Below are 14,175 nucleotides of genomic sequence, written 5' to 3'. Positions count from 1 at the left end.
TTTTAATTTTTTTAGAAAAGCAAGGTCCAGTATTTTATCGGTTCCGGTAGTCCTGCTATGCGTTTCTCCCGAAGAAAAATCGGGATCCACTTCTATCAGGTTTATTTTTGTTAAAATTGTGTTTCAAATTCAAACGAAATGAGCAAAATTTCTTCCATATTAAAACCCGAAGAGTTGACATGGTTAAATCTCGATAATGAAATCGTAATTGTTGATGCCAGCGCCGGATCAAAAGCCCGTTATGATGAACAACATCTTGCAGGTGCAATTTTTGCAGATGTTAACGAAGACTTGGCCAATATTGGCGACTTTGCCAAAGGCGGACGCCATCCACTGCCAACTTTAGATCAGTTCAGTAAGGTGCTACAAAAACTTGGTATCACCAAAGAAAGTCATGTGATCGTTTATGATGATAAAAATGGCAGTAACGCAGCAGCCAGATTCTGGTGGATGTTAAAATCAATCGGACATGAGAAATTACAAGTAATCGATGGTGGTTTTCAAGCTGCGGTGAAAGCAGGTTTCCCTGTAACCAGTAAGGTTGAAATACCAAAGTCGGTTGATGAATACGAGGTTCAAAATTGGACATTGCCGCTATCAGATATCAGCGAAGTAGAAAGAGTAGCTAAAACCGATGATCATATTGTGATTGATGTTCGTGATGCGAATCGTTATGCGGGCTTAACAGAACCAATCGATGCCATTGCAGGGCATATTCCGGGCGCCATTAATATTCCATTTACTGAAAATTTAGATGCTGATGGACGTTTTTTAGAACCAGAAATTTTAAACGAAAAATATACTGCCGCTTTAAAAGAAGTAAAGCCTGAAGATGTGATTGTGCATTGTGGTTCGGGTATTACAGCCTGTCATACATTATTAGCCATGGATTACGCAGGTTTACCGATTCCGAAACTCTACGTTGGTTCATGGAGTGAATGGAGCAGAAACGGCAAGGAAATGGTTTTGGCTAATGCTTAGCGCTTTCCTACACAGGCTAAAGTAAACTAAAGCCCATTGGCGTGAAAATACTTTTTGATTTGCGGCAACCCTGAATATTCTGTCATGCTGAGGCACGAAGCATCTGCAACCGATGAAACAGATTCTTCGTTCCTCAGAATGACAGAGGTTTAAAAAAGATTCTTCCGAAAAACGATACTTTCGGAACCAATGAAGCGAATAAATTGATTTTCAAAAATTTATTCAACAACCATTATTCTTTAATTGAAATTTTGGATGTTAACAATTTTTAAAAAACATTTTTTATCTAATTATTTTATCCCTACATTTGCAGGCTAAAATTTTATAGTACTTTGAAGCCATTAAAACAATTTTCTATACCGTTTACCGGATTAAAATTGGGAGTTCATCACTTTGATTATGAGCTTGATGACCGCTTTTTTAATGCATTTGAGTATTCGTTAATTAAAAGCGGAAATTTAAAGGTTGACCTGGAACTTGAGAAACAAGAGACCATGTTGCTTTTAAAATTCAAAGTTATGGGTACAGTAAATTTAGATTGCGATAAATGTTTATCGGAGTTTGCCTACCCGGTAAACTTGTACGAAAGACAAATTGTAAAATTTGCTGAAGATGAGCTGGAAAGCGATGATGAGGAAATCATCACGCTAAGCCGTAAAGATACCGAGATTGATATATCGGCACCTTTATACGAAATGATTAACGTGGCCGTACCTTATATCAAAAACTGCGAGCAGGCAGATAAAGATTGTGATCAGGAAATGATTGATCGTTTAGAACAACTCTCTATTGATAAGCAGGCAGAAGAAAACGAACAAACAAGCGACCCACGTTGGGAAGCCCTTAATAAGTTAAAAAAATAATTAGATTATACACCAATGGCACATCCAAAACGGAAAATCTCGAAACAGAGAAAAAACAAAAGAAGAACACACTATAAAGCAGTGACACCTTCTTTAGCAACTTGCGCAGCAACAGGTGCTATTCACGTACCTCACCGTGCTTACAACGTTGATGGTAACCTATACTATAACGGTAAATTGGTTATCGAAAATACTCAAATCGGGTAATTTTCTTAAAAAATTGTTTGTGTTTTCAGCGGCTTTAGTCATACCTTAGTCAACTGAAAAATCAGGGTTTAACCTGAGCTTAACACAAACAGATTTTTTCTATGAAAATAGGCCTCGACATAATGGGCGGAGACTATGCTCCCAAAGCAATCGTTTTGGGAGCAATAGCAGCTCATCAATCGCTAAACGCCGGAGAACATTTGGTTCTCATTGGCGATACCGAACAGATTAAACCGATTCTCGCAGAAGAGGGTTTTAATCCGGATCACTTTGAATACGTTCATACTGATGAAGTGATTGGTATGGGCGAACATCCCACCAAAGCAATTGTTCAGAAACCAAACTCGAGCATCGCAGTAGGTTTTAACCTTTTAAAAGAAGGTAAAATCGATTCGTTCGCAAGTGCTGGTAACTCTGGTGCAATGTTAGTTGGCGCTGTTTTTAGCGTTAAAACTATCCCGGGCATCATCCGCCCTTGCTTATGCTCTATTCTTCCAAAACTTAAAGGCGGTACCGGCTTATTATTAGACGTAGGTGCAAATGCCGATTGCAAACCCGATATTTTATTACAGTTTGGTGTACTGGGTAGCCTGTATGCCGAAAATCTTTTCAAAATCGAAAACCCAAGGGTTGCGTTAATGAATATTGGCGAAGAAGACGAAAAAGGAAACATGCTAAGCATGGCTACTTTTCCGTTAATGAAAGATACCAATCTGTTTAATTTCGTGGGTAACGTAGAAGGTAGAGATTTATTTAACGATAAATCGGATGTAATCGTTTGCGATGGCTTTACCGGAAATGTGATGCTGAAACTGGCAGAATCATTTTACGTAATAACCATTAAAAAAGGTTTAAAAGATGAGTTTTTCGATCGTTTTAATTACGAACAATACGGTGGAAGTCCGGTTTTAGGCGTTAACGCTCCCGTTGTTATCGGACATGGAATTTCTAGTCCGTTAGCTGTTAAAAATATGGTTCTTCAATCCAGAGAAATGATTACCACCGGATTGGTAGAAAAAATTAGAATGGCATTTAAATAATTTATTTAAAATTTTTCAAATGAGTAAAATTCACGCTGCTATTACGGCAGTTAATGGTTACGTCCCCGACTATGTGCTTACAAACGCAGAGTTAGAAACCATTGTTGACACTTCGGATGAGTGGATTACCAGCAGAACGGGAATTAAAGAACGCAGAATTTTAAAAGGTGAAGGCTTGGGTACATCAGATATGGCGGTTCATGCTGTAAATGGTTTGCTTAAAAAAAGAGGTATTGATGCAAAGGAAATCGAATTAATTATCTTTTGCACCACTACGCCAGATTTTACTTTCCCTGCTACGGCTAACGTTTTAGCTGATAAAGTTGGCGCAACCAATGCCTGGGGTTATGATTTACAGGCAGCCTGTTCTGGCTTTATTTTCGGCTTATCTACTGGTGCATCATTTATTGAATCAGGAAGACACAAAAAAGTATTGGTGGTAGGTGGCGATAAAATGTCGTCAATTATCAATTACGAAGACCGCACCACTTGTATCATTTTTGGTGATGGTTGCGGTTGTGCTTTATTAGAGCCAAATGAAGAAGGTTTAGGAATTCAGGATTCTATTTTAAGAACTGATGGTTCTGGCAGAGATTTCTTAGGAATGAAAGCTGGCGGTTCAGTTAAGCCAGCCACCCACGAAACCATTGATGCAAGAGAACATTTTGCACACCAGGAAGGTCCAACAGTTTTCAAATTTGCCGTAACCAATATGGCAGATGTAGCTGCAGAGATTATGGAACGTAACAGCTTAACATCTGATGATATTGCCTGGTTGGTGCCTCACCAAGCGAATAAACGCATTATCGATGCTACAGCAAACCGCATGGGCGTTACTACTGATAAAGTAATGATCAACATCGAACGTTACGGTAATACCACCAACGGAACCATTCCTTTATGTTTATGGGAATGGGAAAGCAAACTTAAAAAAGGAGATAACATTGTGTTGGCTGCTTTTGGCGGAGGCTTTACCTGGGGTTCAGTTTATCTTAAATGGGCTTACGATACAAATTAGGAATTTGAAATAGTCAATAGAAAATAGACAAATGCATCATAAGCGCTGCCTATTTCTTATTTCCAGTGCCTATTTCTCTATAATTACAAACAAAAAAAGTATAACTTAGTTAATTCATTTATACACTATTTTTTACATAACAAGGATTAAAAAATGGATATCAAACAAATACAGGAACTGATTAAATTTGTTTCTCGTTCTGGAGTAAACGAAGTTGCTATTGAGCAGGAAAACTTCAAGATTACGATTAAAACAAACCAGGCACCAACAGTTGTGCATGCTACCGTGCCTCAGGCACCGCTTGTACAGGCTGCTGCGCCAGTTGCAACAGCTCCTACTGCTCCGGTTGCAGCAACGCCTGCAGTACCAGTTGCAGAAGACACTTCAAAATACATTACGGTTAAATCACCGATGATTGGTACTTTCTACCGCTCATCGAGCCCTGATAAACCAGTTTTCGTTAATGTAGGCGATGAAATCAGTACTGGTAAAGTAGTATGTATTATTGAGGCAATGAAACTTTTCAATGAAATTGAAAGTGAAGTTTCAGGTCGTATCGTTAAAATTTTGGTTGATAATGCGTCACCAGTTGAATACGATCAACCGTTGTTTTTAGTAGAACCTATCTAATTAGCTAATTAACTAATTAGCCAATTAGCTAATTTAAAATATATGTTTAAAAAAATACTAATTGCCAACAGGGGAGAAATCGCTTTGCGTATTATCCGTACCTGTAAGGAAATGGGCATCAAAACGGTTGCTGTGTACTCTACCGCCGATCGCGAAAGTTTGCACGTACGTTTTGCTGATGAGGCTGTTTGTATTGGTCCTCCTCCAAGTAAAGATTCTTATTTAAATATCCCAAATATTATTTCAGCAGCAGAATTAACTAATGCTGATGCCATACACCCAGGTTACGGGTTTTTATCAGAAAACGCTAAGTTTTCAAACATTTGTCGCGAGTACGGTATCAAATTTATTGGTGCAACTCCTGAACAAATCAATGGCATGGGCGATAAAGCTTCTGCTAAAGAAACGATGAAAATTGCTGGTGTGCCAACCATTCCAGGTTCTGAAGGATTGTTAACCAGCGTTAAAGAAGGTATCGCGATTGCAAACGAAATGGGTTATCCGGTTATTCTTAAAGCTACTGCCGGTGGTGGTGGCCGTGGAATGCGTGTGGTTTGGAAAGATGAAGAATTCGAGAACGCATGGGATAGTGCCCGTCAGGAATCTGGTGCTGCTTTTGGTAATGATGGTTTATATTTAGAGAAATACATCGAAGATCCTCGCCACATTGAAATCCAGATTATTGGTGATCAATTTGGTAAAGCTTGTCACTTATCTGAACGTGATTGTTCTATTCAACGTCGTCACCAGAAATTGGTGGAGGAGTCTCCATCACCATTCATGACGGAAGAACTTCGTGTAAGGATGGGAGAGGCTGCTATTAAAGGAGCACAAGCCGTAAATTATGAAGGTGCTGGTACAATCGAATTTTTGGTTGATAAACACCGCAATTTCTACTTTATGGAAATGAATACACGTATTCAGGTAGAGCATCCGGTTACCGAAGAAGTAATCAACTTCGATTTAATCAAAGAACAAATTAAAGTTGCTGCTGGAATCCCAATTTCTGGTAAAAACTATTTCCCTGATATGCATGCGATTGAATGTCGTATCAATGCAGAAGATCCAGCAAATAACTTCCGCCCTTCACCAGGAAAAATCACTAATTTTCATTCTCCGGGTGGTCATGGTGTTCGTGTAGATACACATGTGTATGCCGGATATTCTATTCCATCAAATTATGATTCGATGATTGCAAAGTTAATTTGCGTGGCGCAAACCCGCGAAGAAGCCATTTGCACCATGGAACGTGCTTTGGGTGAGTTTGTAATTGAAGGAGTAAAAACAACTATTCCTTTCCATTTACAGTTGATGAAAGATCCGAATTTCAGAGCCGGTAATTTCACCACTAAATTTATGGAAACATTTGAATTTGTAGATTCAGAGTAATTAAAATCAATATTTCAAAAAAGCCAGGTTTGCAAAATCCTGGCTTTTTTGTTTTTAGCGAATAGAGTAATCTAAAATTTTATCGAAAATAATTCATAACCTTGTAGCGTTTAGGAGATTACACCCGTTTCTAAGTTAAAACCCTCAAATATGAAAAAATATCTATTTAACGTTTTGCTGCTTCTGCTTGTTGCAGTATTTACTCAATGTAAGAAGGATGAATATGAAGTCATCAAAATTACAAAAATGATTACAGTAGAGCAGATGCGAGCCCTGCCGGTAGGTTTAACCAAAGCAATAGAAGCAAAAAAAACAGGCAAAATTTATATTTACAATGATTATCTCTTCATCAACGAACCTAATGAAGGAATTCATATTTATAACAATGTAAATCCAAGTGCGCCGGTAAATATAGCTTTTGTACAGATTCCGGGCAACGTAGATCTTGCTATTCAAAATAATATTCTTTACGCTGATAGCTTTATTGACTTGCTTGCTTTTGATATTTCAAATATGAACAGTATTAAACAAGTTAAAAGGGTAAATGATGTTTTTAAGCAGGTTTATTCTGCTGGTGTTCAAAAATATCTTTTCTATACTAAAGATACAGTGGTAAAGAAACAGGTTTATAAGGGAGGCGTCATTAATGATATTGCAGCCTATTCCAGTTCATCTTCTCAAAGCGGTTCTTCTGGTCAGGGTGGCTCGATGGCACGATTTACGTTAATGAACGATCACCTTTATACGGTTGGTATGTATGAGTTAGGCTTGTTTGATGTGAAAAATGCTTCAAATCCGTCATTTGTAAAAGCAATAAATTTAGGTTTTGGAGTGGAAACAATTTTTCCTTACGACAACAAGTTGTTTATTGGCACCAATACCGGGATGCACATTTTTAATGCAGCTGATGCTGCTAATCCAGTTAAACTTTCTACTTATAGCCATGTTTTTGCCTGCGACCCGGTAGTGGTACAGGGAAAATTCGCTTATGTTACTTTGCGAACAGGCAATAATTGCAGGCAAGCGAGTAATCAGCTTGAAGTTGTTGATATTGAAGATCCGACAAAACCCAAACAGATTGCTGTTTTTCCAATGCAGAACCCTCACGGCTTAAGCGTAAATGGAAATAACCTATTTTTATGTGAAGGTAACTTTGGTATTAAGAGCTTCAATATCACTGATAATAAAGCGATTGGCAATAATATGCTTCAGCATTTGCAAAATATAAAAAGTTTCGATGTGATTGCAGGGCCAAAATCATTAATTGTAACAGGTGATGATGGTATTTATCAGTTCAACTATAGCAATGCATCCAATTTAAAACAGTTAAGCCTGATCAAAGTACAGAAATAGATTATTACCAATTTTGAAAATGATATTTATATATGCTTTTTGCTAAATAATATAAACTATTTCTATATTTAACACGTAGATACCATTCTATTCAATTAGAATGGTATTTTTGTTTTCAACATGAGCGACACTAAAAAAACTTCCCTTACAAAAGCTATAGGACAAAAGAGTACAACTTTAGAGGCAGAAATGTCTTTTTTTGATCATCTTGATGTTCTGCGTAAACATTTGATCCGAGCCGTAATTGCCATTGCCGTATTCACTGGTATCGCTTTTTACTTCAACGAATTTATCCTGGATAGAATTATTTTCGGGCCAAAAAAGCCTGATTTCTGGACTTATCGCATGATGTGTAAATTGGTGGAGAAATTTCCTTCGCTGGGTGCAGATATGTGTATCACCAAAATTAATGGAGAAATCATTAATACTGAGATGGCTGGGCAGTTTAATCTTCAGTTAAATGTTTGCGTAATGTGTGGTATTGTGGTGGGTTTTCCTTATTTACTTTGGGAAATCTGGCGTTTCATCAAACCAGCTCTACACGAAAATGAACGTAAATCTGCAAGTGGTTTTGTATTTTTTGCTTCGGTACTTTTTGTATGCGGTATTTTATTCGGGTATTTCATTGTTTGCCCGCTTTCTGTTAACTTTTTAACGGGTTACACGGTAAGTGAGGAAATTAAAAACACTTTCACTGTCGATTCATACTTATCATCAGTTGCCACATTAACGCTAGGAACTGGTATTATTTTCGAGCTTCCGGTGATCATTTTCATCCTTTCGAAACTTGGATTAATGACGCCAAAACTGATGCGATCGAGCAGAAGGTATGCAGCCGTAATCATCTTAATCATATCGGCAATTGTAACACCAACACCAGATATTATGACGATGCTAATTGTTGCCACGCCGCTATTCTTGCTATATGAATTGAGTATTTTCGTCTCTGCTTTTATCGAGAGAAAAAAGAAAAAAGCGGAGGCAGCATTTTACGCTAACTAACAAAAACATTACGAATACATTTTATAATTCTCTATAAATTTGGACATGTCTGAAACTAGAATTAAAATAGCGATTGGTGGAGATCACGCTGGTTTTGAATATAAAGAAGTGCTTAAAGAATTCCTTAAGAATTACGAGGTTAAGGATTTTGGTACCCATTCACTGGATTCTGTAGATTACCCGGATTTTGCACACCCTTTAGCCGCTGCAGTTGAAAACGGTGAATTTACCTACGGCATCCTGCTATGTGGTTCTGCAAATGGTGTAGCCATTACTGCCAATAAACATGCAGGTATTCGTGCGGGCTTATGCTGGGAGAATGAGGTTGCATCTCTGGTAAGAAAACACAATAATGCAAATGTATTATGCATTCCGGCTCGCTTTGTTTCAGAAGAATTGGCAAAAGAAATTACCACCACATTTTTAAATACTGAATTTGAAGGTGGCCGTCACCAGACAAGAGTGGATAAAATTTCGTGCTAACCTTATTAACTAAACTAACTATTACCCATAATGAATAAAAGATTTTTAACCCTAGGCCTGGCGTCGATACTAAGTGTTGGCTGCTTTGCTCAAGTTAAACCGCTTGCACCTAATAAAGATGCAATTAGGTTTAGCAAAGCCATAAATCCTGAAAACGCTTTCAAACATCTTTCTGTTTTAGCTTCTGATGAATACGAAGGTCGTGAAACTGGTAAAAAAGGTGCATGGATGGCTGCCGATTATATTCGTGACTATTTCAAATCACTTGGATTAAAAGGCCCTGTGGATGGAGGATACTTCCAAAAAATTGATCTTGCTACTTATGCCATTAGTGAGAGCATGTTAACCATTAACGGGCAGCCAAAGCAAGCTTACAAAGATTATTTAATCACCAGTAACGCGGTAGGTTTAAACGGCTTCACTTTCAGTGCTGATGATATTGTTTTTGCTGGTTACGGCATCTCCAAAGATGGATTTAATGAGTACGATGGCATTAACGTAGAAGGAAAAGTTGTTTTAATTTTTGCTGCCGGAGATCCAACTGCAAAAGCTACAGACAAGGCTGATCGTCGTGCTGCGATGATGGCGAGGCAGAAAAAATTAGGTTACCTGGCTCAAAATAAAGCGAAAGCTGTTATTCTGATCGATCCTTCTGTTGATAATATTTCTGCAGAGCGTAAAGCCTCTTTAGAAGCTGGCCAGGTAGTGATGAGAACAGAAGAAGTGGTTGAGCGTATGAAAAAGCAAAACCCGTTCACAATTATCAGCATTTCTACCGCAACAGCGAATGAAATTTTAAAAGCTGCAAACACTTCGGTTGATGCTTTTCAGAAAAAAGTTACTGAAAGTGCAAAACCAGCATCACAAACAATCAACGTTGCCATTTCTGCAAGTGCGATGAAAAAGGGCACTGAAGTTCGTGGAGAAAATGTTTTAGGTTTCCTGGAAGGAACTGACCCGAAATTGAAAAAAGAAGTTTTGGTATTAACTGGCCATTATGACCATATTGGCATCACTCCAGAAGTGGAAGGACCAGATAAAATCAACAATGGAGCAGATGATGATGGTTCTGGTACAACAGGTGTGCTGTTAATGGCAAAAGCATTTACCGATGCTAAAAAAGCAGGTAACGGCTCAAAACGCAGCATTCTTTTCATGACTGTTGTAGGTGAAGAAAAAGGTTTGTGGGGTTCAGATTGGTACTCACAACATCCAATTTTTCCGGTAGAGAATACGATTGCCAACTTAAACACAGATATGATTGGCCGTATTGGCGAAGAATATTTAGGTAAACCTGATTCTGCTAACTACATTTATTCTGTAGGTTCAAACATGTTAAGCAGTGAGCTGGGTAATTTAAGTGAGCAGGTGAATGCTACGTATACCAAAATGAAATTAGATTATAAATATGATGATCCTCAGGATACACAACGTATTTATTATCGTTCAGATCACTATAACTTTGCCAAATTGGGCATTCCTATTATCTTTTATTATGATGGAATGTTGGAGCAAGACTATCACAGACCAGGCGATGAGGTTAGTAAAATTAATTTCCCATTGTTAACCAAAAGAGCAAAACTTACCTACTTTACAGCATGGGAACTGGCTAACAGAGCTAAGCGCCCTGCGGTAGATAAAGATGGAAAAGGGAATCCAAAAAAAGGTAGTACAATACCTCAACCATAAAAATTCAGCCCCGACTAAAGCAGTCGGGGCTTTTTTATGCACATTACTTTAGGCCGTAATAGAAATTCCTATCTTTGAATTATGATGAAAACTGCCGAGGAATTTTTAGAGAAATCTGATGAGAAAGCTTTTGATTTACCGCATCGTAAAACCATCAACTATAACATTGGAAAATACAATACGGCAGTAGAACGCGGGCTATCAAAATTCGAAAACCTTGAGGCTTCAAAAAAGAAAGCACACGTGATTAAATGGCGTGTGATGGAAAATCTTGATAAGTTTTTGCCTGAGTTTGAGTCTAACTTTCAGCGTAGAGGAGGAAAGGTGATTTGGGCCAATGATGCCGCAGAAGCGCAGCAGGAAATTTTAAACATCATTAAGCGGAATAACGGCAAAACGGTGATCAAATCTAAATCAATGACCACCGAAGAAATTCATTTAAATGATTTCCTCGAAAGCAATCAAATCGAATCTTTGGAAAGTGATTTAGGCGAATACATTGTTCAGTTACTGGGGCAGGCACCTTACCACATCGTTACGCCTGCAATGCACTTAAGTGCTTCAGATATTGCTAAATTGTTTCATGATAAATTCGGAACACCGATTGATGCCACTCCACCACAGCTCGTTCAAAAAGCACGGGAATTACTTCGTGATAAATACCTGAATGCTGATATAGGCATTAGTGGAGGAAACTTTTTAATTGCCGATACCGGAAGTATAGCCATTACAGAAAATGAAGGTAATGCCCGTTTGAGTACCACATTTCCAAAAATACATATTGCCATTGTGGGTATCGAAAAGATTATTCCTTCAATGGCCGATTTGGATCTGTTCTGGCCTTTGCTGGCTTCGCATGGAACGGGACAAAATTTAACGGTTTACAATACCATTTTAAGCGGCCCTCGCCAACCTAACGAAACCGATGGCCCCGAGGAAATGTATGTGATCCTTTTAGATAACGGGCGGACGAATTTATTGGCGCAAAAAGACCAGCGACAAGGTTTGTACTGCATTCGTTGTGGTGCATGTTTAAATGCTTGCCCGGTTTATAAAAATATTGGCGGCCACACTTACAATACCACTTACAGTGGGCCAATCGGCTCGGTGATTACGCCACATTTAAAAGGCATGGAAGAGTTTAAACACTTAAGTTATGCCTCCAGTTTATGCGGAAAATGCTCTGAAGTATGTCCTGTAAAAATCGATATCCATAAAATGTTATTGCTTAACCGCAGAGATGCGGCAGCTGCGCATGAAAACGGTAAGGTAGAAGAAATGGGTTGGGGAATGTTTAACCGGATGATGCAAAAACGGAAATGGATGGACTTCTTCGGTGGAAAATTCAAAAATTTCTTGCTCAAAAGCTTCTTCAAAAAAAGCTGGGGTAAATATCGGGAAATGCCGAAGGTGGCAGATAAATCTTTCTCCAAACAATTTGAAGAAATGAAGAAGAATAAAGAGTCTTAACAAAATACCTAACCAAATATGCAATTTAACCGCGGCAATAAAGACGACTCATTCCTGTTAAATTTATATAAAAGATTGCTTTATCCTCGAATGGTTGAGGAGAAAATGCTTAAGCTTTTGCGCCAGGGAAGGATTGGGAAATGGTTTTCAGGCATCGGTCAGGAAGCCATCGCCGTTGGTTCTACCTTGGCGATGCAAAGTGATGAATACATTTTGCCTATGCATCGCAATCTGGGCGTTTTTACTTCCAGAGATATTTCCCTGAAAAAATTGATGGCGCAATGGCAGGGAAAAGCTACAGGTTTTACCAAAGGCCGCGACCGCTCTTTTCATTTTGGTACACAAGACTATAAAATTATCGGGATGATTTCTCATCTCGGTCCGCAAATGGCATTAGCCGATGGAATAGCATTAGCCGATGTTTTAGCTGGTAAACAAAAAGCAACCTTGGTTTATACCGGCGAAGGTGCCACCAGCGAAGGCGATTTTCATGAGGCGGTTAATGTGGCAGCAGTTTGGAATTTGCCCGTAATTTTTTTGATCGAAAATAATGGTTACGGCTTATCCACCCCGAAATCAGAACAATTCAGATGCAAAAATCTGGTTGATAAAGCCATTGGTTATGGGATAGAAGGTAGGCAAATTGACGGGAATAACATTCTCGAAGTTTACGATACCATCCATCAACTGGCTAATGAAATTCGTAAAGATCCACGCCCGATTTTACTGGAATGTTTAACTTTTAGAATGCGTGGGCATGAGGAAGCATCGGGAACAAAGTATGTTCCGCAGGAGTTATTTGATGAGTGGGAAAAGAAAGACCCGCTGAGTAACTATGAGAATTACCTTATTGAACAAGGAGTTTTAACAGCCGATTCCATCATTGAGATCAGGGCAAAAATCAAAAAAGATATTGAATTAGAAGTTGAAGAGGCATTTGATGAAGCCGAACCTAAAGTGGATGCTAATCAGGAAGAATACGATATGTATTTTCCTCACGAACAGCAGGTAGTGGAACCCGCTCAGGCTTCAACAGAAAAAAGATATTTAGACGCCATTACTGATGGCTTAGATTTGGCGATGCAAAAGTATCCCAACCTTGTTTTGATGGGACAAGATATTGCCGATTACGGCGGTGCTTTTAAAATTACCGATGGTTTTACTTCCAAGTACGGAAAAAACAGGGTGCGCAATACGCCAATTTGCGAATCTGCTATTGTTGGTGCAGGTTTAGGTTTATCTATTAATGGATATAAAGCTGTTGTAGAAATGCAGTTTGCCGATTTTGTTACCGTTGGTTTTAACCAGATTGTAAACAATTTAGCCAAAACGCACTATCGTTGGGGTGAAAAAGCCGATGTGGTAGTGCGTATGCCTACAGGCGCTGGAACTGGTGCAGGGCCATTTCACTCACAAAGCAATGAGGCGTGGTTTACCAAAACGCCGGGCTTAAAAGTTGTTTATCCGGCTTTTCCTGAAGATGCCAAAGGTTTGTTGCTGGCCGCAATTGAAGATCCGAATCCGGTTATTTATTTCGAACATAAATATTTATACAGAAGTTTAACCGCTGCCGTTCCAGATGGATATTACACCACTGAAATTGGAAAGGCCGTTAAACTTGCCGACGGAAATAAATTTTCCATCATCACTTACGGATTAGGTGTTCATTGGGCGTTGGATTGCCTGAAAAATAATCCGGAAAGCAACGCAACACTAATTGATTTACGTACGTTGCAACCTTGGGATAAAGAGGCTGTTCGTGATGCGGTAAAATCAACTGGCAGAGTGTTAATCTTACATGAAGACACACTGACCAATGGTTTTGGTGCGGAAATTTCGGCATGGATTGGGGAACATTGCTTCCAATATCTGGATGCACCGGTTATGCGTTGTGCCAGTTTAGATACCGCAATTCCGATGAATAAAGCTTTAGAAGATGAGTTTTTGGCAAAAGCCAGATTAGCAACAACGATTGAAAAATTATTGAAATATTAACCGCGGTTTCCAGCCGTATTGTCATGCTGAATTTATTTCAGCATCTTATTGCTTT

13 protein-coding genes are annotated in these 14,175 nt (G+C 38.8%); all 13 read left to right on the top strand.

The window, feature by feature from the left end; translation table 11 throughout:
- The first annotated feature begins 138 nt into the window (after nt 1-138).
- The 13 genes from R2Q70_RS15855 to R2Q70_RS15795 all read left to right on the top strand — a co-directional run bounded on the left by R2Q70_RS15855 (nt 139) and on the right by R2Q70_RS15795 (nt 14,120).
- A complete protein-coding gene (locus R2Q70_RS15855) occupies nt 139-981 on the top strand; it encodes a sulfurtransferase (RefSeq protein ID WP_316808526.1) in 843 nt (280 codons plus the stop codon).
- Nucleotides 982-1,313: 332 nt separating this feature from the next.
- Complete coding sequence (locus tag R2Q70_RS15850) at nt 1,314-1,844, top strand: DUF177 domain-containing protein (protein WP_316808525.1); 531 nt, start codon at nt 1,314-1,316, stop codon at nt 1,842-1,844.
- Between the two features lie 15 nt (nt 1,845-1,859).
- Nucleotides 1,860-2,051 carry a 50S ribosomal protein L32 gene (gene rpmF / locus R2Q70_RS15845; RefSeq protein ID WP_010600130.1) on the top strand — a complete coding sequence of 64 codons (192 nt, stop codon included), beginning with the start codon at nt 1,860-1,862 and terminating at the stop codon, nt 2,049-2,051.
- A gap of 101 nt (nt 2,052-2,152) precedes the next feature.
- Nucleotides 2,153-3,091 (top strand): phosphate acyltransferase PlsX, encoded by a 939-nt coding sequence (gene plsX / locus R2Q70_RS15840; RefSeq protein ID WP_231426566.1) that lies wholly within the window; start codon nt 2,153-2,155, stop codon nt 3,089-3,091.
- 19 nt (nt 3,092-3,110) lie between these two features.
- On the top strand, nt 3,111-4,109 hold the full coding sequence (locus R2Q70_RS15835; protein WP_316808524.1) for a beta-ketoacyl-ACP synthase III: 999 nt from the start codon (nt 3,111-3,113) through the stop codon (nt 4,107-4,109).
- Between the two features lie 153 nt (nt 4,110-4,262).
- Nucleotides 4,263-4,739: an acetyl-CoA carboxylase biotin carboxyl carrier protein gene (accB, locus tag R2Q70_RS15830; protein WP_010600127.1), complete on the top strand. Its 477-nt coding sequence runs from the start codon at nt 4,263-4,265 to the stop codon at nt 4,737-4,739.
- Between the two features lie 42 nt (nt 4,740-4,781).
- Entirely contained in the window at nt 4,782-6,128 is a 1,347-nt protein-coding gene (accC, locus tag R2Q70_RS15825) for an acetyl-CoA carboxylase biotin carboxylase subunit (protein WP_116170439.1), read from the top strand.
- Nucleotides 6,129-6,278: 150 nt separating this feature from the next.
- A complete protein-coding gene (locus tag R2Q70_RS15820) occupies nt 6,279-7,481 on the top strand; it encodes a hypothetical protein (protein WP_316808523.1) in 1,203 nt (400 codons plus the stop codon).
- Between the two features lie 120 nt (nt 7,482-7,601).
- Nucleotides 7,602-8,483 (top strand): twin-arginine translocase subunit TatC, encoded by an 882-nt coding sequence (tatC, locus tag R2Q70_RS15815; RefSeq protein WP_116170437.1) that lies wholly within the window; start codon nt 7,602-7,604, stop codon nt 8,481-8,483.
- A gap of 45 nt (nt 8,484-8,528) precedes the next feature.
- A complete protein-coding gene (rpiB, locus tag R2Q70_RS15810; protein WP_316808522.1) occupies nt 8,529-8,966 on the top strand; it encodes a ribose 5-phosphate isomerase B in 438 nt (145 codons plus the stop codon).
- A gap of 30 nt (nt 8,967-8,996) precedes the next feature.
- Nucleotides 8,997-10,655 carry a M28 family peptidase gene (locus R2Q70_RS15805; protein WP_316808521.1) on the top strand — a complete coding sequence of 553 codons (1,659 nt, stop codon included), beginning with the start codon at nt 8,997-8,999 and terminating at the stop codon, nt 10,653-10,655.
- Nucleotides 10,656-10,736: 81 nt separating this feature from the next.
- Nucleotides 10,737-12,125, top strand: coding sequence for a LutB/LldF family L-lactate oxidation iron-sulfur protein (locus R2Q70_RS15800; protein ID WP_316808520.1), 1,389 nt, complete (start codon nt 10,737-10,739; stop codon nt 12,123-12,125).
- Nucleotides 12,126-12,143: 18 nt separating this feature from the next.
- Nucleotides 12,144-14,120, top strand: coding sequence for a thiamine pyrophosphate-dependent enzyme (locus R2Q70_RS15795; RefSeq protein WP_316808519.1), 1,977 nt, complete (start codon nt 12,144-12,146; stop codon nt 14,118-14,120).
- Nucleotides 14,121-14,175 lie beyond the last annotated feature (55 nt).

The sequence above is a fragment of the Pedobacter agri genome (genome assembly GCF_032678665.1).
GTDB lineage: Bacteria > Bacteroidota > Bacteroidia > Sphingobacteriales > Sphingobacteriaceae > Pedobacter > Pedobacter agri_A.
This window is presented reverse-complemented; position numbering and strand designations above follow the sequence as displayed.